Genomic DNA, 18,871 nt, shown 5'->3' on the forward strand with positions numbered 1-18,871 from the left:
AAGCACAGATCATGGGAAAAATTACAGGTTTTAAAGAATTTGAGCGCGTGCTTCCAACAAAAGAAGCTGTGGAAGGTCGCGTACAGCACTTTAAGGAATTCAATAAAGGGTATTCGGAGAACGAGCTCAATAAGCAGGCCGCGCGCTGCATGGACTGCGGCATTCCATTTTGTCATTCAGGTTGTCCACTGGGCAATGTCATCCCCGAGTTTAACGATGCCGTATACGATGGAAAATGGGAAGAGGCCTATCAGATTTTGTCCTCCACCAATAACTTCCCTGAATTTACAGGTAGAATATGTCCGGCACCATGCGAATCAGCCTGTGTACTTGGCATACATAGTACTCCGATCACTATTGAGGAGATCGAAAAACATATTATTGAGATTGCTTTTAAAAAGGGTTATGTCAAAGCGCATAAAAGCTATTTAAAGACAGGCAAACGCGTCGCTGTAGTGGGCTCTGGTCCAGCAGGACTAGCGGCTGCCGCTCAGCTCAATAAGGCTGGTCACGATGTTATCGTCTTCGAACGTGATGACCAGGTTGGAGGTTTACTCCGCTATGGTATTCCGGATTTTAAATTAGAAAAATCAGTGATCGATCGCCGTGTCAATCTCATGAAAGAATCGGGAATAGAATTCAAGGTTAATACAGAAGTTGGCAGAGACATAAGCTTTTATGAATTAAAAGCTTATGATGCAGTTATATTGGCCACTGGCTCAACCGTTCCTTGGCACATGCAATTACCGGGACATGAAGCTAAAGGCATCCATTTTGCCATGGACTTTTTGACCCAACAGAATAAAGAAGTAAGTGGAATTGCGGTCGAACAAGACCGTATCTTGGCAACAGACAAACATGTTGTTGTCATCGGTGACGGTGATACCGGATCAGACTGTATTGGTACATCCAATCGTCATCGTGCAAAAAGTATCACACAGATTGCCCGCAAACCTACACCATCTAAACAACGTCTAAAGAACAATCCTTGGCCGATGGACAAGCTCACATTCGGAACCTCCTCTTCCCAAGAAGAAGGCTGTGAAAGACTTTGGGCTACGGAAACGCAAGAATTTATTAAAGATGAAGATGGCCATATCAAAGCTATAAAAATCAAAGAGGTTCAATACGAAGTTGATGAATTTGGAAAAAGAACCCGCTTAGGAGAATCCGAGATCCGTGAAATACCGGCAGACCTCGTATTATTGGCTATTGGTTATCAACATACTGAACATATGCTCTTAGAACAGTTAGGTGTTCGTGTAGATGAAAAAGGAAATATCCTTGCAAATGACAAAGACTACCAAACGACAATTGATAATATCTTCACTGCCGGAGACTGCCGCAAAGGCCAGTCGCTTGTTGTTTGGGCCATCTCCGAAGGACGCGAATGTGCTCGAAAAGTCGATGAATACCTAATGGGGTATTCAGAGCTTGAAAGTAAAGACTTCCTGACGACAATAAATGCATAAAAGTAGGTCGCACTCAACAGAGAGGTCGTACCAGTGATACGCCAAGCCACCGTTTAATCTTTAATAATAAGGAGAAAAGCTTGGACAGTATAAAATCATAAAAAGGGTCCGCTGAGAATTCAACGGACCTTTTTTATAGTCAGTAATTAGTCCCTATTTCAATGGGTCCTTAAGCTGAACAAAATAAATACTGTTTTTGTCTACAGTCTTTATATAAGGCAATATTTTCGACTCATAGAAGCCTTTTCCAGTCACCCCAAAATCATCATCATTACATACCGCGATCATGAACGGATTAATGACAGCCAAGCCCCCTGCTTTATCATGCGGATACAATTCCTTGATGTCAGTCATTAAATCGGCAACCAATGTCTTATTGACTGGTTTAATATTATATTTTGCCAATGTAGCTGCGTCTTTGAGTTCCTCGACAGTTTTACCGTCAAATAATTTCCCAGTTGCGGTATTATTCGCATCCGAGATATCTGTTGCGCCAGAAAGATCAATTTTATAAATTTTCTTAAATACAGTAGAGCGAGTTGCTTCTGTCGCGTATTCCCCATCATGTTCCAATACAATAAATGTTGAATTGCTCACGGCAGCAATTTCACTTACAGCCTGCAAATCGGTACGCTCCATCATATAGACATACTGTTTCGTGGCGCCACTCGCAATATCGAGCGTAACAATACGGATTGCCAACGAATTTTTAATCGCATCTTTAGATGGATTATACAGCGGAAATTGCATGATTCCGACCAGTGTTTTACCGTCAGGCGTAAGCGTCAATCCTTCCATTCCGCGATTAGGACGACGTTTGGCAAATACCAAAGGCAACTTTTTACCCGTAGACCAAGGGTTAATCCGTTCGATTTCTTTTCCCGAAGCGTCAAAATGAACGATATGTGGTCCGTATTCGTCACTGACCCACCAAGAACCATCCGCCGCTCTCGCTAGCCCCTCTGAATCGATTCCATCCTCACTTTTTCCTAGATCTTTACCATCAACCCCCAATGCTTTTTCTCCAGAACCACCCTTCCCTTCAGGATTTGGCAGGCCATTCAATTTCACACCATCTTTATTTTTCAATTCGATAACAGATTCCAATGTTAGCGTATTTTCCTTTAATCTGAATTTACCAATCTGTGGTGCAAATGCCGGAGTAGCAAATACTTTACTATCACTTTCTGTCCCATCAATATTTGGTCCCCTATCAGTTAAAAGATAAAATATAGATTTATCAGTAGGATCTTGGACCATCGAAGACCCATAGCCTCCATTATACACTTTTACACCATTAATATCACTTAATACTTTTGGGTCTGTTGCTATTGCCTTTTGCGGATAGGTCAGTTCTATCGGGTCAGTAATCTGCGACACATCATCTTTACTACATGAAGCACACAATAGGGCCATTCCGAGTACACTATATATTTTTTTCATCTGTACAAATTTTTCAAATAATGTTTACTGCTGTTCAGGTTTATTCGAATAGCCAAATTTTATTCCTGTCGCCTTGCATATCTGATAAAACAGTACGGTTAGTTTAAACAATCTATGCTTGGTTGGCTGTCCGAATACTGATGCAAACATAATTGCCAGATATTAGCCAATCATTAACATAAGTTTAAATAAACTGCATCTCTCGTAAAAAAACATCCTATAAAAATTAAATACCCTCGGTTATGGAATTTTGAATTTTCCTGCATCACTAGAAAAATAAATAGCTAATTGTGCAGCGAATCAACAGTACATTCTCTGCCCTCACCTACTAAATATAGAAAGATGAAAAAGATCATAGTTGCCCTTTGCATAATTTTGGTATTTTCTAATGTGGATACGAAATCTCAGATCAGAACTACACGCGAAATACCCAGCTTAAAAATTAAAAATGACGATGGCCAGCAAAACAAGGTGATGTTGGCAGACCTAAAAGTAGATGTCGTCATCTTCGGAAATATAGCCAAAACGACGATGACAATGGTCTTCGACAATAAGACCAATCGCGATCTCGAGGGCGAGTTGACATTCCCTATGCCCGAAGGTGTCTCCGTGAGCGGCTACGCCTTAGATATAAACGGCAAATTACGCCAAGCAGTTCCAGTCGATAAAAATAAAGGAACCGAAATATTTGAAAGTATAGAAACACGCCGGGCCGATCCGGGTCTATTGGAAAAAGTCGAAGGAAATAATTTCCGAACTCGAATTTACCCATTACCAGCGAATGGGAAGCGCACCGTTCAGATTAGCTATTCGGAAAATCTGACAACAGAATCCGATCAGGCTCGTTACTATCTTCTACCCTTAAACTATACGTCCCCCATTGAAAATTTCGCCTTGGATATCCATGTCTTTCAAGACACACATAAGCCAGATTTCACAGAAAAACCAGACGGTTCTTTGGCATTCTCACAACATAACAGCAATTACACAGCTTCTTTACATAAACAACAGTTTAAATCCCAACGAAATTTAGTTATTCAACTGCCGACAGACAACAGGGAAGCATCAGGCCTATTTCAAGCAAATGGCGATAAAACCTTCTACTTTCTTGCCAATGCAACGGTAAACTCTACAAAACCTGCTCAGAAAAAATGGGGACACAGCATTGGAATTATATGGGACCGTTCGCTCAGCAGTAAAAATAGAGATATAGAAAAGGAACTCACACTATTAGATCTCTTTTTTAAAGAAAACCCCAATATGACTGTTGATCTGGGCTTATTGGACATCCGCTTTGTAAAAGGGCATACGTTTCAGGTAAGACAAGGTAATTGGAATGATCTCAAAAACTACATCAAAGGAATTGATTACGATGGCGGTACAGACTATAGCCAAATAAAGGCAGGTGTAATACAGGCCAGCAATTACCTGCTGTTTAGCGACGGCCTTTCTACATTTAGTCAAAGTAAAATGAGCCTTGACAATCCAGTCTATTGCATTACTTCATCCAGTGGATCGGACTATGGTGTTCTAAAACAAATTGCCCAAAAACATATTGGAAAGATGATCAATTTAGCCAATACCTCAATAACTGAAGCTTATCATAAGCTAAATACGATAAACCTGATTTACCTGGGGATAAAAGAAAAAAATGATTTTGAGGAAGTTTATCCTCAAAAAGGCTCCGCAATACAAGCCAATTTTTCTATCGCAGGCTTAGGGAAACGCCCCGGATTGAAGCAGCTCACAGTACTTGTAGGAGATGGGCAACAAGCACCACAAGAGATTAGTATAGCTCTGCAGCCTGACCATGGTGAAATTGACCTACAGCAGATCTGGGCACAAAAGAAAATTGAAGCGCTGGATCTTCAATACGAAGACAATCGTGAAGAAATTGAAACCCTTGGTAAACAGTTCGGTATTGTTACCCGAAATACCAGCTTAATTGTACTGGAAACTGTAGAAGATTACATACGTTATGCAATAACTCCACCTGCCGAATTGCTTTCCGAATTCAATCGGCTCATAAAAGAAGAAAGCATAGCAAAGGAAGAACGTGTAGCAGACTTGTTGGATCAGGCTCAAGACATTACCAAACAGCTTCAGTCCTGGTGGAATACCGATTTTCAGCAAAAAAAGAAATACCCAAAACGGAATAAGTCGCTTCAATCTGCAGATTATATGGCTGTCGAAGAAGAACTCGCTCCAAATGTTGTTGTTCCACCCATTCCGTCGCGCCCCACAGCTAGTCCTGCAGCTCCCACGCTAGCCTTAGAATCGCGTTCATCTGACGGAACCTTAGCGAAAAGCATCTCGGCAACTAGCAATTCAAGCACTGCCCATGCAGCAACCAGCGAATTGGCGAGGGCGGCCGCATCTGAGGACGTTCTTCAGGAATTCGCTGTTGTTCAATCCTTAGAAGGACGTATAGCTGGCCTACAAACGGCAAGCAGCATTAACAACATACGTGGAAAAATCAGCATCCCCGAAATTAAAGAAGACCAGGCCTATTTACAGGACCTTATTCAATCCAAAGATCCTTACAAAAGCTATCTCCAACTTCGGAATCAGTATATGGGAACGCCAACTTTTTATTTTGATGTCGCAAACTTTTTTTTCAAAAGAGGAGATCGAGACAAAGCCTTACTCATTTTAAGTGCACTTGCAGACTTACAAATTGAAAATGCAGATCTCTACAAAACCATCTCTTATAAGTTACGGGAATGGGGCGATTACGACAATGCACTATTCATTACAGCTAAGGTATTAAAATGGCGTCCAATGGATCCACAAAGCCACCGCGATTATGCCCTTGTCTTACAAGACAAAGGTATGTTCAAGGAAGCACTAGAACAATTATATGGGATTTTGACCCAGAGCTACTCCCCGGAAGCCGCCGACCGCGATGACGGTATTGAAGAAACATTGGTTATGGAAATCAATAATCTCATTAAAGCAAACAAAGCTGCAAGCTCCACAGTTACCGTGAACAAAAAATTAATTGCGGATCTACCCGTTGACATTCGTGTTGTCGTCAATTGGAATTCACAAAACACCGATATAGACCTTTGGGTAACTGATCCAAATCAAGAAAAATGCTTTTATAGTAATCCAGCCACAGGGATTGGGGGTCGACTCAGCAATGACTTTACTGGCGGCTATGGCCCTGAACAATTTTTATTGAAAAAAGCACTAAAAGGAAAATATAAAATTGAAGTTGATTTCTTTAACGATGGTTCCCTGACGCTAGCAGGTCCAGCGGCTGTTATGGCTGAAATCTATACCTACTATAGTAGTGGAAAGCAAGAACGAAAAATCGTTACAATCTATCTTGACCGCAATAAGGAGCGCAATATTGGGATTGGCGAATTTTCATTCCAGTAGATTACCAGAGACAGTGAAGTCAATAAATTGACTTCACTGTCTCAATTAATGCAATTTACGAATAACCAGATCCTTTTGTCTATTCTCTAATTTGGTTTTTACATAAGGGTAAGTAAATACTGCTCCTAAAACGATACAGGCTCCAAGATAAAATCCGCCGCTCATGGTCTCCTTTTGCCCAAATATCAACATCGCCAACAGAATACCATAAACAGGCTCCAGGTTGGTTGTCAGCGCAACAGTAAAAGCAGATAATTCCTTCATGACAGCAACCCCCATAACATAGGCCACCGCCGTGCAAACCACACCTAACAACAGCAGATAAATTAAATCTTGCTGCCCCAATTTCATTTCAGCATTGAAATCTCCTGTAAACAACATCAATATGCTGATCCAGAAGCATGCCCCCATCATTTCATAGAACGTAATCAGGGTTGGGCTCGATTTTTTAACCATGCGCGCATTAGCTATAGAAAATATACTCGCGCAAAACGCACAACCAAGCCCCGCCAATAGACCAACGAGGTAATGTGTTTCAAAAGAAAAGATCGTATAAATACCGATGATAATTACCAAACCAACTACAATATCCAACAGCGCAATGCGCTTTTTATTCACAATAGGCTCCAATATCGCAGTAAATAAAGTCACCGAGGATAGTGTAACCAATGTCACTGATACGGTAGATACTTTGATTGAATAAAAAAATAATACCCAATGCAGCCCAACAACGGCCCCCACCATAAAAAATTGGAGAAATTGTTTCCTCGAAACTACAATCGATTGTTTGGTTACCAAGAAATAGATCAGCAGCGTGATAGACGCTATTGCAACACGATACCACACTAAATGAAGGGCAGATACGGAAATTAGGCTACCCAAAATTCCGGTAAATCCCCAAATAAGTATTGTTAAATGCAGAATTAGAATATTCCGATTTAATTGAATTTTAGTCATATTCTCTAGAATACATTTGTATAGAAATGATGAGCACTACCTATTATTTCCCTTTATAAGGCAAGCTCACTGAAGTTATTGAAAACTGAACAAAAAATTATTTTGGCGCTTTTATCGCCAGGTATAATGCTACCAAAAAGAAGGTAACATTCGGAATTAATACGGCTATCAACGGTGGCAGTCCCCCTTTCAAAGAAAACATAGTTGCAAACTGTATAAAGACGATATACGTAAAACTTAACGCGATACCAATACCAAGACTCAATCCTATCCCCCCACGTACTTTCTTGGATGACAGTGCAACGCCCATCAAGGTCAGTACAAAAGCTGAAAATGGATACACATAACGCTTATATTTCTCAAGTAATAAATCGTTCATAACTCCGGTTCCCCTGATCTCCTCCTTATGGATACGAATATTTAATTCGCGTGTATCCATGGCGGTAAACATATTATCACGCACCTCAAAATCCGAAGGTTTCATATCCAAGGTTGTGTCTTTAACGGCTCCTTTGTCCATGCGTTCATGTAGTCCATTAATAATACGATTGGTATACCCTTCGATCTTCCATTTTGTCGCCACCGAGTCCCACGTAATACGGTCAGCCATCATTTTCTCCTTGAGGGTATCCCCTTTGAAAATTTCAAGTACAAAGCCGTATCCTGTTTTGGTTGTATTATCAAAATTGTCTATATAAACATAGCTGTTTTTGTCCAATTGCATGTGGGTAGAAACCCTCGAGTTATCCTTGGGTGGCTTTACGTAGATATTTTCAAAATCAACCTTCATCTTATTGGTATTCGGAATAATAAAGATGTTGAATACCAAAGAAATGCCAAAGATTAGGGTTGCTGCTATCATGTAGGGACGAAGCAAACGGTTAAAGCTATACCCGGCGCTTAGAATCGGGACAATTTCAGTTTGATCCGCCATCTTGGATGTAAAGAAAATAACCGCAATAAAGTTGATCAGCGGACAAAGAAAGTTTAAGTAAAAGGGAATAAATCCAGCATAATACTCAAAAATAATCTTATCGAGGGGTGCATGATATTTTAAAAAATCATCCAATCGTTCGGACACGTCAAAAACCACCATGACAACAGTAAATATCGCCATAGTGAATAAAAAAGTACTTAGATACTTTTTGATAATGTAACGATCGATTAACGACAGCATTTTTTTACTTGAGCTATTTAGTTTTACAAACGTTGATCCAATATTTTCACCATTTTGTTTTTCCAATCGTAGAAAGTTCCATCAATGATTCGCTCCCTAGCCTGATTAACCAACCAAAGGTAAAAATGTAAATTATGTAAAGAAGCAATTTGTGCCCCAAGAATTTCTTGCGATTTAATCAAATGCCTTAGATAGGCTTTCGAATAAAATTGATCTGCATGCAGATCACTCTCCGCTTCTATTGGTGAAAAATCGTCTTTCCACTTTTCATTTTTGATATTGATAATACCATTTTGTGTGAAAAGCATACCATTTCTAGCATTACGGGTTGGCATAACGCAATCGAACATATCCACCCCTAAAGCAATATTTTCAAGAATATTTACCGGTGTTCCTACCCCCATAAGATAACGTGGTTTGTCATACGGTAAGATATCACAGACAACTTCGGTCATAGCATACATTTCTTCCGCAGGTTCGCCTACCGATAATCCACCTATCGCATTTCCTTCGCGGTTAAACGAAGCAATAGTCTCCGCAGATTTTATTCTTAAATCTTTGTAAACAGATCCTTGAACAATTGGAAACAAAGTCTGATCATACCCATAAAGCGGATCTGTGCTATCAAAACGATCTACACAGCGTTTCAGCCAACGATGGGTCATATCCAAAGAACGACGTGCATACCCATAATCACATGGATAAGGCGTACATTCGTCAAATGCCATAATGATATCCGCACCAATAATACGTTGCGTATCCATTACATTCTCTGGTGTAAATAGATGTTTCGACCCATCGATATGGGAACGAAAAGTAACTCCCTCTTCTTTGATCTTACGTACTTCTGTCAACGAATACACCTGATAACCACCAGAATCTGTTAAAATAGGTCGATCCCAACCATTGAATTTATGCAATCCGCCGGCTTTATTCAACACATTCAACCCTGGACGTAAATAGAGGTGGTACGTATTACCCAGAATAATCTGCGCTTCAATATCGTTCTTCAATTCATGTTGATGAATTGCTTTCACTGTACCTGCCGTACCAACAGGCATAAAAATAGGTGTTTGAATGGGACCATGTGCAGTTTCGACAACACCTGCACGTGCTTTTGATAACTTATCTTGTGCTTGTAGCGTAAATTTCATTAATATTTTTCCTCTGAGACTATTTCTATTTTAAAGGATGATTTGCCATGGACATGGCGATATCGGCATTTGGAGTAAAAAAAATTAAAAACTCATTTTCAACTAGTTGCAACTTAAAAAGTCGTTATAGCTTTCCTAATTTCCACCCAAGCTCGGATTCATCCCTAGAATACGTTGCAAAAATACTATAAAAAGATTTGCAAACAGGATGTTTCAAAAATAAATTATCATTTTTCCCCTATAAAAAAGTTACGGAAAGCACTTATCTTTGTGAGCTATGCTTGACCTTCACGTATTTTTGGCCAATCTTCCATATATTGCTTTCGGAGTATTGGGTCTTTTCCTATTGATACAATTGTACTACATCTTATTTGTATATAGTAAATTGAGTAGTTATCAAATTGAACCTGTACAAGAAGGAACTGAATTCCCACCGCTATCCGTTATTATTTGTGCGCACAATGAACAGGATAATATTCCTGAATTCCTTCCGAGTATACTGAATCAAGACTATCCCAATTTTGAAGTAATTGTTGTCAATGACTTCTCGACAGACAATACGCCTTGGATATTGCATGATTTCGAAGCAAAATATCCCCATTTAAAAATTGTGGATATCAAAGAGCATATTCGCTTGAAACATGGTAAAAAGTTTGCCGTTAGTATGGGTATCAAAGCATCAAAGCACCAGACACTGGTGTTTACCGATGCGGATTGTGCGCCACAATCCGATCAATGGCTCAAAGAAATTGCAGCAGCTTTCAGACCAGAAACAGAAATTGTACTAGGCTATTCTCCTTATTTTAAGAAAAAGAGCTTGCTAAATCTATTGATTCGATTTGAAACCAGCCATACCGCCATGAGTTATTTCTCCTATGCACTAAAGGGAGATGCCTATATGGGAGTAGGGCGTAACATGGCTTACAAAAAAGACCTTTTCTTTCGTAACAAAGGATTTGCTGCCCATATGCATATTAAATCGGGTGATGATGATCTATTTGTCAACCAAAATGCAAATCCGACCAACGTTAACATTGCACTGGCAGCCGAATCCATTGTCTATTCGGAACCCAAAGCGACCTGGAGGAGCTATTACAAGCAAAAAGCAAGACACTCAGGAGCCTCTACTATTTACAAAAAGCGACATCAGCGCATGCTGGGCACCCAGCTGGTATCGGCAGTCTTCTTTTACATAGCACTTATCGCAACAGCGATTGCCTTTCCAATGTACTGGTATGTTCCTGTTACAGCCTACCTCCTAAGGCTGATTGCACAATGGATAATATTTGCCAACATCTATAAAAAACTAGAAGTAAAGGAACTGATTTGGTGGCTGCCTTTGGTAGACTTCATCTACTATTTCTATATTTGCATCAATGGCATCTTCAGCAGAAAAAAGAAAAAAATAAGCTGGAAATAATTCACTTTTAAAACATGAAGCTTTGAATCCAACAGTTAATATCATCTATAACTATTTTCCAAAATTAACGGATATTCAAAAAGAACAGTTTGCAAAACTTGCCGACCTCTATACATTTTGGAATAGCCAAATCAATGTCATTTCACGTAAAGACATTGATAGCCTCTACCTGCACCATGTGTTACACTCGCTAGGTATCGCTAAATTTGTCCAAGAGCTTACGCCAGGAACACAAATTTTGGATGTGGGGACCGGAGGAGGCTTTCCAGGTATCCCAATGGCCATTATGTTTCCTGAAGTCAAATTCCATTTGGTCGATTCTATCGGCAAAAAAATTAAAGTCGTACGCGAAGTTGCGGCTGGGCTCGGTCTCCAAAATGTCGAAGCAGATCATATTCGCGCAGAACAACTCGACGACAAATATGATTTTGTCATATCACGTGCGGTGACAAGACTTGGAGAATTTACGCCTTGGATACAGAATAAATTCGCAAAAAAAGATAAAAACGGTATCCCTAATGGAATTCTTTACTTAAAAGGCGGAGATCTCTCCGAAGAGATCAAAGAATCTAAGCTCAAAGCAGAATTACACCCGCTTTCGGGTTACTTTAAAGAAGATTTCTTTGATACAAAATACCTGGTATACGTACCTATGTAGTTAAAGTTTGGCATTACCCATAGGAAACTGAAGTCGCCTATGGATAATGTCTACAGAATCGAGGTAGTTCGTTAAACACTTATGGATATAAGCGATCTTCTCATAACGATCATTCTCACGAAGCCACTTTAAGGAAGGCTCATAGTATATCCTAAATTTGCGCAAAGAATCTCCCGACAGCTTACTGTATTCCCCTGTCAAAGGATACCATTCCTCGCGAATCAGATCCTGTTGGTATTCTTTTTCAAACTGACGTTGAAGCTTCCTCGAATTTCGTCCCTTTCGACTGAATTTATTGTAAAGCTTGTTCAGATTAACAGCAATTCCCCCCTGATGAGGCAAGGTCACCATATTTTTCGTATCACCCCAGAAAAAGATCGACTTATACTCCTCCTTTTTTTCTTCCCATTTATCCGCTGCTGATTTACGTTTGATCGAAACAGTATCCAAACGTAAAGTATCGTTTTGACTTCCTTTTTTCCCAATGGTATCCTGATGATAAAATTCCGCTGGATGGGCAAAAAGTCCCTGCCGATAAAATGAAAAGTAGACACAGAAAAACAATAAAGATAGAAATCCGATACGTACCATATTTATAATTGATAAACCAAAATAACCAACTATAAATAAAATTAAAAAGTATTTAACTATCTTTAACTTAAGGAACTAAAGACCTAATTCCTTTTTAATTTCTAGGCCAATTAGATTGACTTCTTCATCCATACCGAACATAGGAAGTTCCGTTTCTGGATTCAGTTTCAACCAGTTTGTATCATTGTCTTTAATAATCTTTACGTATTCCACACCATCCTTAAAAATAACATACGTATCTTCTTCCTCAGGGAAAACAGAATAAACTATATCCCCCAATTCGATATCAAAAGGTTCTTTCATTTCCATAGTTAAAATATCATTAATCGTTCAAAGTTACCAATTCCTCTTCTTTCTTTCCAAAATTGACCAATATTTCATCCCACGCGATCTCAAATAAGCTCGGGAAAATTGCATTCATTCCATAACAATCCGCGGGTATTCCAGCAAGCACGTGATCTCCTCCGATTAAGAACTTCGCAATTCTACTAAAAATACAAGAAGCCTGAGCAATTCTAACAAAAAGTACAACAGCTAGTTATATTTTTCATATATTTAGATAAACCCAATTATGAAACTAATTTATCCCATAGCTTTGACGAAAATCAAGGGGATTGGCCCTAGAACAGCGCGTCACATCATTGACCAAGGTCACGATTTAGCGGACTTATTTGCGTACTCAAAAAAAGATTTGATGCAAATTCTTGGGATACGTGAGCCAATCGCCGAAGCAATATACAATAAAAGCTATATGTCCGCCTGTGAAAAAGAACTCGCTTTTATCGAAAAACATCAGATACAAGCGTTATGGCTGGAAGACGAAAATTACCCCAAAAGGCTGCGGCAATGTGAAGACGCTCCGCTTGTTGTCTATTATAAAGGGAACCAACCACTCAACAGCGCAAAAGTTATTAGTATCGTTGGCACTAGACATGCGACCTATTATGGCCAGAAAATATGCGAAGATTTGCTAGAAGCCATGAATTGTACCAAAGACACCTTGATTGTTAGTGGTCTTGCTTATGGTATTGACGCTTTAGCACATCGCAACGCACTAAAAAATAATATTCCAACCGTTGCTGTATTAGGGCATGGTCTCGATCGAATTTACCCTGCATCTCATCGCGAACTTGCCACAAAAATGCTAGACCAAGGCGGTTTATTGACAGAATTTACATCCAACACATTACCTGAGCGCAGTAACTTTCCTATGCGCAATCGCATCATAGCCGGTATGGCAGATGTCACCATTGTCGTAGAAGCTGCAATTAAAGGGGGCGCATTAATTACCGCTGAAATTGCCAACAGCTACAATCGCGATGTATGCGCCTTTCCAGGAGCCGTTTATGAAAAAAGTTCTGAAGGCACAAACTACCTCATCAAAACCAACCGTGCTCATATGATTAGAGGTCTTCAGGATCTCGAATACCTCATGAATTGGGAAATCAGCACAAAAGCCGTTGACCAACAGCTTAGCCTTCCTTTGACACTGACAAAAGACCAACAACTCCTTTTTACACTCATTCAGCAAAAGGGACAATTAGAAATAGACCACATGATTGACCTCACAAAATGGCCACAAAGTAAATTGGCCTTAATCCTATTGGAACTTGAAATGCAGTCACTCATTCACGCCCTACCTGGAAAACGGTATAAAACTGCCGGACAGACGGAAATTCAAAAAAATTAGCTCATTTCATAGCATGCACCAGCGCCGAAATGCTATTCGGAGCGCAATAAAAATTCACAATTATACCCAACCAAAAACCAAGAATTAATGAACGAAAACAATACAAAAAGTATCTGGAAAGTCATCGGAGCTTCCTCCATGGGAACACTAATCGAATGGTATGACTTTTTCATTTTTGGCAGCCTATCCATTGTAATTTCCACCAAATTCTTTCCAGCTGAAAATCCAACAGCAGCTTTTCTTTCAACCCTAGCCACATTTGCCGCAGGGTTTGTTGTCCGACCATTTGGCGCCCTATTTTTTGGGCGACTAGGTGATATTATCGGTCGAAAATATACGTTTATGGTTACTTTAATGCTCATGGGCGGAGCAACATTTCTCATAGGTTGCATCCCCAGCTATGAAAGTATTGGTTTTTGGGCACCGCTGCTCGTGTTGATCCTTCGTCTCTTGCAAGGTCTTGCCCTAGGAGGAGAATATGGCGGTGCAGCAACTTACGTCGCCGAACATGCCCCATTGGGCCAGCGGGGCTATTGGACATCATGGATACAAACAACAGCTACTTTTGGCCTTTTCATATCACTCGTTGTCATCCTCCTTACTAAAGGCTTTCTCAGTGAATCACAATTTGATTCTTGGGGATGGCGGGTTCCTTTCCTCCTATCTTTAGTCATGGTATATGTTTCCTATCTTATTCGTAAGAAGATGAAGGAATCACCCGAATTTAGCAAGGCCAAAGCGGAAGGAAAAACAAGTACAAATCCGCTAAAAGAAAGCTTTGGCAACCGCTACAACCTCAAATTTGTGCTGCTCGCACTTTTTGGTGCAGCCATGGGACAGGGCGTTGTTTGGTACACCGGACAGTTTTACTCGATGAGTTTCATGAAAACGGTCATGCACCTTCAATCTGACCAGGCCGATACCATCCTCGGCATCGCATTACTCTTGGGAACTCCATTTTTTGTTGTATTTGGGTGGCTAAGTGACAAAATTGGACGAAAATGGATTATGCTCGGTGGGATGTTACTTGCCGTATTGACTTACCGCCCGATTTACGAATCCATGTATCAACTTTCCAATACAGAACAGAAAGTCAAGGTGAACGAAACAACGGAGGTCCCCCTTGGACCGCAAACAACAGAAATCATTTCGATCATCAAGACTCAATATGAGGACCAGACGGAAGTTACTAGAGCCAGCATGATACATCAGTCAGGAAAACTCAAAGGACAGCCAATGACCAAAACCACAGTCCATCTTGCAGGCAAGAACTATATGCTGCTCGTCTTTCTGATCTTTATACAAGTGATTTATATTACAATGGTGTACGGGCCCATCGCGGCATTTCTTGTTGAACTATTCCCTGTAAAGATCCGGTACACATCCATGTCCTTACCCTATCATGTTGGAAATGGAATATTCGGCGGGCTCCTTCCTGCGGTATCGACATACTTAACGACAAATGCTGAAGCATCCAATACCCCACAATTCTATCTTGCAGGTTTGTGGTACCCTATTATCATTGCCATTGTATGTTTTATCATTGGTAGTATCTATATCAACAACAAATCAACTCCCGCAACACATGAATAATCTCAAAAAATTCCTCGGCATACTTTGGATCGTTTTAGCATTGTTTACTGCTTATTTCTCCATTTTTGAACTGGCCCTGCCAAAGATTTCAACGGGACATCAGGAAGATCTCGTTTTTGGCATCATTATCCTGTGCATCTTGACACCCATAATCTCCATTGGACTCGGCTTATTCGGCTATTATTCCCTATTGGGCGAATACAATCAAGAAAAAATGTAGTCCAAAAAATGAGATCGCCTTTGAATAAGGGAAATTAGACTATTAAGCCTATTCAAAGTCGATCTCATATACGCCAGATTATTCTACTTCCGACGTTTTCAAAAGAACAATTACAGCCAATGGACTTCGTCAAGCACTTATTTTACGCCATTTTTAGCTGGTTTACACTGATACCAACTATTTTTCACCATAAAACAGTACGATGAGCAGCTACTAAATACAATTTATTACGATGATAATCAGCAGCATAAGATAAAATAGCATTTTTTCTTTCCTAAAACTGTTTTTTTTTCTACTTTTGTGGCGGGTAAGTCTTCTACGACCAGCTCCCATTGACTCCCCCAGGTTGGGAACAAAGCAAGGGTATTTGGTTGAGCGGTGCGATAGGAGTAGCTTACCCTTTTTTTATGCCCATTTTTTTGACTAATCCTCCGGTCAAAAATTCAATTCTAACCTAATAATCAGCTAAATATCTTATATATCCCAATTGTTACCCGCATTTCCCTTATTTATAGAAGCCCTGTTACACAAGGAGTTTTAATCGCTTGGCATGTACATTCAACACAATTATAATTGTATATAAAAGCAAATTTATATAAGTTTGTAATCGAATAAGAACTATCGTATGAGTTGGTTTAAAAGAGAAAAAGCTGGTATTAGCACAGCTACCGCTAATAAAAAAGAAGCACCTGATGGTATGTGGAACAAATGTCCCACATGTAAAAAACCATTGTTGCATCTTGAACAAGTAGAAAACGACTATGTTTGTCAATATTGTGGGCACCACTTAAGAATTGGCTCCAAAGAATATTTTTCAATTTTATTTGACAATAACGAATTTACAGAACTATTTCCTAATCTAAATTCTGGTGATCCATTAGAATTTTTCGATTCAAAGCCATACCCTGAACGTTTAAAGGAAAGTCAAGCCAAAACAGGCCTGAAAGATGCTTTACGTTCTGGCCATGGAAAAATGAATGGTCAAGACATCGTTATTGCTTGTATGGACTTTAGTTTCATCGGCGGATCAATGGGATCTGTCGTTGGTGAAAAAATCGCGCGTTCGATAGATTACTGTATTGAGCATAAAATTCCATTTATGCTAATCTCCAAATCAGGAGGTGCACGTATGATGGAAGCCGCATTTTCATTAATGCAAATGGCTAAAACTTCGGCTAAGTTAGCGTTATTGGCAAAGGCAGGACTTCCTTACGTTTGTTTATTGACAGACCCTACCACCGGAGGAGTTACAGCATCTTACGCGATGTTAGGTGATGTAAATATCGCAGAACCGGGAGCATTAATCGGATTTGCAGGACCGCGTGTCATTAAAGAAACAATTAAAAAGGATCTTCCAAAAGGATTCCAGACTTCAGAATTTGTTCTTGAGCATGGATTTTTGGATTTCATTGTCGACCGTAGACAGTTAAAAGACAAAGTAGCTACTTATCTTAAATTAGTGGGATAATCGCCTTCAAAATAGAAAAGAAAGCGGTGCCAGGAATATTCTTGGCACCGCTTTCTTTTTTGAAAGTGTCTATTTTATCGGCTAGAAAGCATCTTCAATTCAGCTCATAATTGTTGTGCCTGTGACCTTATAAGGCTTTTATGGCAGGGTTGAATAGGCCATCTTTTTAAAGATATCGCCAAAAAGCCCATATTTTTCTTTTGGACAAATAATCTGTTTCGCCCTCCCTGTCATACGCTTCCCGCTCAAAAGAAATACGCCGGTAGGCTTTATCAAAATCTCCAAATTGAATAAAATGAACGGCAAATTCAATGAGATACCATATATAAAAAAAGAGAATACCTAATTCAAGCGCCTGTCGCAAATGTATACGCTCATGACGAATCAAGTCGTCCTGCTGTTTAAAGAAGGTATTTTTCAGAAAGATAAAAGGATAAATAGTAATTGCATTGGCTTTTCCAAAAGAGAAGAAATTCGTCCAAAATTTGCTAACTATAATCATATATGATGTCTAGACCGTTTTCAAACTAGTCAAACTTAGAAAAATTTACCTTTATACACAATTATTATTGGCTTCTCATGAATTGCACGATATCCCTCTCGTTCAGTCCCTAATCAGATAAGAGATCGCAAAAATTTCTTTTTGAATTGGAATTTTTATTAAGTTTGCTATAGATTAATCGTGAAGATATGCCGTACAAAGAGCGTGAAATAAATAAATTGTATTATACAATGGGAGAAGTTACAGAAATGTTTGATGTAAATGCGTCCCAAATACGTTTTTATGAGCGTGAATTTGACATTCTACAACCTAAGAAAAATAAAAAAGGCAATCGCTTATTTACGCAAGAAGATATTGCCAATTTAAAGATCATCTTCAATTTGGTTAAAGATAAAGGTTATACACTACAGGGTGCACGTGATTACCTGCGTGACAACAAATCTGAGGCAAAAGAAAATCAACGTGTTGTAGATTCATTGGAGCGGTTGAAGAACTTTCTTCTTGAAGTTCGTGATTCACTATAGTACCTGAGAAACTTCTTTTTAAAACTCCTGCAATAGGAAACTTTCCATCGTTTTGACCAACTTCTTCCCGTCTATCCGAGGGGGAAATTCTTTCGATTTATAGAAGAAATAAGATAACGAGCTGACACATTTTACAGCTGAAAATCATATATTTATTTTAATATCAGTAATAGCGTTATTTTATAAATATAGCCATGAAAGCCCCCCATCACCTTACATACCCACGCCCTGATCTTACAGACCTATTTACAGGACCTTTATCAAAAATATATTAGCAACAACAGATAATAGCACAATGACCATGCAGACAGCATCTATTTTTCAAAACGTCACATTTCAGGACAAAAAACCCAAAATGGACCTCCTGCTAGAAACCAATGGCAGCAAAGAATATCGCTTGGCTTTTGCAGAAGGGCAATATCTAAAGGAGCATAAAACAGCTGCATCAATTATTGTAGAAATTGTCGAAGGCAATATTGATTTTGGCGTTAACGGAAGCAAAATCAGTCTAACAAAAGGCATGTTAGTGACATTAGAGCCGAATGTACCGCACGATCTCTTTGCCATTACCCAAAGTATAGTCCGGCTGTCTATTCATAAAAAAGACTAAAGAAGAGT

17 protein-coding genes and 1 other RNA gene are annotated in these 18,871 nt (G+C 39.5%); 11 read left to right on the top strand and 7 right to left on the bottom strand.

Annotated elements, in window-relative coordinates; genetic code table 11:
- Nucleotides 1-11 precede the first annotated feature (11 nt).
- Nucleotides 12-1,472 (top strand): glutamate synthase subunit beta, encoded by a 1,461-nt coding sequence (locus GVK91_RS17725; RefSeq protein ID WP_153846039.1) that lies wholly within the window; start codon nt 12-14, stop codon nt 1,470-1,472.
- A gap of 153 nt (nt 1,473-1,625) precedes the next feature.
- Here the strand turns inward: GVK91_RS17725 and GVK91_RS17730 are convergent, their stop codons facing one another.
- The gene (locus tag GVK91_RS17730) at nt 1,626-2,915 is read right to left on the bottom strand and encodes an esterase-like activity of phytase family protein (RefSeq protein WP_200845654.1); all 1,290 of its coding nucleotides are present in this window, start codon (nt 2,913-2,915) and stop codon (nt 1,626-1,628) included.
- Nucleotides 2,916-3,257: 342 nt separating this feature from the next.
- On the opposite strand from GVK91_RS17730, the gene GVK91_RS17735 reads away from it, so the two are divergent.
- Nucleotides 3,258-6,299, top strand: coding sequence for a VIT domain-containing protein (locus tag GVK91_RS17735; protein WP_159730526.1), 3,042 nt, complete (start codon nt 3,258-3,260; stop codon nt 6,297-6,299).
- Nucleotides 6,300-6,344: 45 nt separating this feature from the next.
- Here the strand turns inward: GVK91_RS17735 and GVK91_RS17740 are convergent, their stop codons facing one another.
- The 3 genes from GVK91_RS17740 to tgt form a co-directional block, all read right to left on the bottom strand.
- Entirely contained in the window at nt 6,345-7,256 is a 912-nt protein-coding gene (locus GVK91_RS17740; protein ID WP_153846041.1) for a DMT family transporter, read from the bottom strand.
- 97 nt (nt 7,257-7,353) lie between these two features.
- Nucleotides 7,354-8,430, bottom strand: a complete 1,077-nt coding sequence (locus tag GVK91_RS17745) for an LptF/LptG family permease (RefSeq protein ID WP_153846099.1) — start codon at nt 8,428-8,430, stop codon at nt 7,354-7,356.
- A gap of 26 nt (nt 8,431-8,456) precedes the next feature.
- Nucleotides 8,457-9,587, bottom strand: coding sequence for a tRNA guanosine(34) transglycosylase Tgt (gene tgt / locus GVK91_RS17750; protein WP_153846042.1), 1,131 nt, complete (start codon nt 9,585-9,587; stop codon nt 8,457-8,459).
- Nucleotides 9,588-9,864: 277 nt separating this feature from the next.
- Here tgt and GVK91_RS17755 point away from each other — a divergent pair, with 277 nt between their 5' ends.
- Complete coding sequence (locus GVK91_RS17755) at nt 9,865-11,007, top strand: glycosyltransferase (RefSeq protein WP_159730528.1); 1,143 nt, start codon at nt 9,865-9,867, stop codon at nt 11,005-11,007.
- A gap of 22 nt (nt 11,008-11,029) precedes the next feature.
- Nucleotides 11,030-11,665, top strand: a complete 636-nt coding sequence (rsmG, locus tag GVK91_RS17760) for a 16S rRNA (guanine(527)-N(7))-methyltransferase RsmG (RefSeq protein ID WP_159730530.1) — start codon at nt 11,030-11,032, stop codon at nt 11,663-11,665.
- On the opposite strand, the gene GVK91_RS17765 is transcribed toward rsmG, so the two are convergent.
- Nucleotides 11,666-12,256: a hypothetical protein gene (locus GVK91_RS17765; protein ID WP_153846045.1), complete on the bottom strand. Its 591-nt coding sequence runs from the start codon at nt 12,254-12,256 to the stop codon at nt 11,666-11,668.
- A gap of 75 nt (nt 12,257-12,331) precedes the next feature.
- The gene (locus GVK91_RS17770) at nt 12,332-12,565 is read right to left on the bottom strand and encodes a hypothetical protein (RefSeq protein ID WP_120333516.1); all 234 of its coding nucleotides are present in this window, start codon (nt 12,563-12,565) and stop codon (nt 12,332-12,334) included.
- A 262-nt stretch (nt 12,566-12,827) separates the two neighbouring features.
- Here GVK91_RS17770 and dprA point away from each other — a divergent pair, with 262 nt between their 5' ends.
- From dprA to accD, 5 genes are all read left to right on the top strand, one after another.
- A complete protein-coding gene (dprA, locus tag GVK91_RS17775) occupies nt 12,828-13,946 on the top strand; it encodes a DNA-processing protein DprA (protein WP_159730532.1) in 1,119 nt (372 codons plus the stop codon).
- An 87-nt stretch (nt 13,947-14,033) separates the two neighbouring features.
- Nucleotides 14,034-15,539: an MFS transporter gene (locus tag GVK91_RS17780; RefSeq protein ID WP_159730534.1), complete on the top strand. Its 1,506-nt coding sequence runs from the start codon at nt 14,034-14,036 to the stop codon at nt 15,537-15,539.
- Nucleotides 15,532-15,759: a DUF6814 family protein gene (locus tag GVK91_RS17785; protein ID WP_075991056.1), complete on the top strand. Its 228-nt coding sequence runs from the start codon at nt 15,532-15,534 to the stop codon at nt 15,757-15,759. The genes GVK91_RS17780 and GVK91_RS17785 overlap by 8 nt, the downstream gene beginning before the upstream one ends.
- A gap of 305 nt (nt 15,760-16,064) precedes the next feature.
- Nucleotides 16,065-16,162: signal recognition particle sRNA small type (gene ffs / locus GVK91_RS17790), an RNA gene on the top strand.
- 222 nt (nt 16,163-16,384) lie between these two features.
- Complete coding sequence (gene accD / locus GVK91_RS17795) at nt 16,385-17,227, top strand: acetyl-CoA carboxylase, carboxyltransferase subunit beta (RefSeq protein ID WP_159730536.1); 843 nt, start codon at nt 16,385-16,387, stop codon at nt 17,225-17,227.
- A 166-nt stretch (nt 17,228-17,393) separates the two neighbouring features.
- Here accD and GVK91_RS17800 read toward each other — a convergent pair whose 3' ends face one another.
- Nucleotides 17,394-17,729: a hypothetical protein gene (locus tag GVK91_RS17800; protein ID WP_159730538.1), complete on the bottom strand. Its 336-nt coding sequence runs from the start codon at nt 17,727-17,729 to the stop codon at nt 17,394-17,396.
- 188 nt (nt 17,730-17,917) lie between these two features.
- Here GVK91_RS17800 and GVK91_RS17805 point away from each other — a divergent pair, with 188 nt between their 5' ends.
- Nucleotides 17,918-18,253: a MerR family transcriptional regulator gene (locus GVK91_RS17805; RefSeq protein WP_046674120.1), complete on the top strand. Its 336-nt coding sequence runs from the start codon at nt 17,918-17,920 to the stop codon at nt 18,251-18,253.
- Nucleotides 18,254-18,554: 301 nt separating this feature from the next.
- The gene (locus tag GVK91_RS17810; RefSeq protein ID WP_120333520.1) at nt 18,555-18,863 is read left to right on the top strand and encodes a cupin domain-containing protein; all 309 of its coding nucleotides are present in this window, start codon (nt 18,555-18,557) and stop codon (nt 18,861-18,863) included.
- The last annotated feature ends 8 nt before the right edge of the window (nt 18,864-18,871 follow it).

It is taken from the genome of Sphingobacterium sp. 18053, assembly GCF_902706145.1.
Classification (GTDB): domain Bacteria; phylum Bacteroidota; class Bacteroidia; order Sphingobacteriales; family Sphingobacteriaceae; genus Sphingobacterium; species Sphingobacterium paramultivorum.

Coding starts and splice junctions, on each gene's coding strand:
- GVK91_RS17730 (WP_200845654.1), bottom strand. CDS start 2,915: ATGAAAAAAATATATAGTGTACTCGGAATGGCCCTATTGTGTGCTTCA.
- GVK91_RS17725 (WP_153846039.1), top strand. CDS start 12: ATGGGAAAAATTACAGGTTTTAAAGAATTTGAGCGCGTGCTTCCAACA.
- GVK91_RS17785 (WP_075991056.1), top strand. CDS start 15,532: ATGAATAATCTCAAAAAATTCCTCGGCATACTTTGGATCGTTTTAGCA.
- GVK91_RS17740 (WP_153846041.1), bottom strand. CDS start 7,256: ATGACTAAAATTCAATTAAATCGGAATATTCTAATTCTGCATTTAACA.
- GVK91_RS17765 (WP_153846045.1), bottom strand. CDS start 12,256: ATGGTACGTATCGGATTTCTATCTTTATTGTTTTTCTGTGTCTACTTT.
- GVK91_RS17735 (WP_159730526.1), top strand. CDS start 3,258: ATGAAAAAGATCATAGTTGCCCTTTGCATAATTTTGGTATTTTCTAAT.
- GVK91_RS17755 (WP_159730528.1), top strand. CDS start 9,865: ATGCTTGACCTTCACGTATTTTTGGCCAATCTTCCATATATTGCTTTC.
- dprA (WP_159730532.1), top strand. CDS start 12,828: ATGAAACTAATTTATCCCATAGCTTTGACGAAAATCAAGGGGATTGGC.
- GVK91_RS17800 (WP_159730538.1), bottom strand. CDS start 17,729: ATGATTATAGTTAGCAAATTTTGGACGAATTTCTTCTCTTTTGGAAAA.
- tgt (WP_153846042.1), bottom strand. CDS start 9,587: ATGAAATTTACGCTACAAGCACAAGATAAGTTATCAAAAGCACGTGCA.
- GVK91_RS17810 (WP_120333520.1), top strand. CDS start 18,555: ATGCAGACAGCATCTATTTTTCAAAACGTCACATTTCAGGACAAAAAA.
- GVK91_RS17805 (WP_046674120.1), top strand. CDS start 17,918: ATGCCGTACAAAGAGCGTGAAATAAATAAATTGTATTATACAATGGGA.
- GVK91_RS17780 (WP_159730534.1), top strand. CDS start 14,034: ATGAACGAAAACAATACAAAAAGTATCTGGAAAGTCATCGGAGCTTCC.
- accD (WP_159730536.1), top strand. CDS start 16,385: ATGAGTTGGTTTAAAAGAGAAAAAGCTGGTATTAGCACAGCTACCGCT.
- GVK91_RS17770 (WP_120333516.1), bottom strand. CDS start 12,565: ATGGAAATGAAAGAACCTTTTGATATCGAATTGGGGGATATAGTTTAT.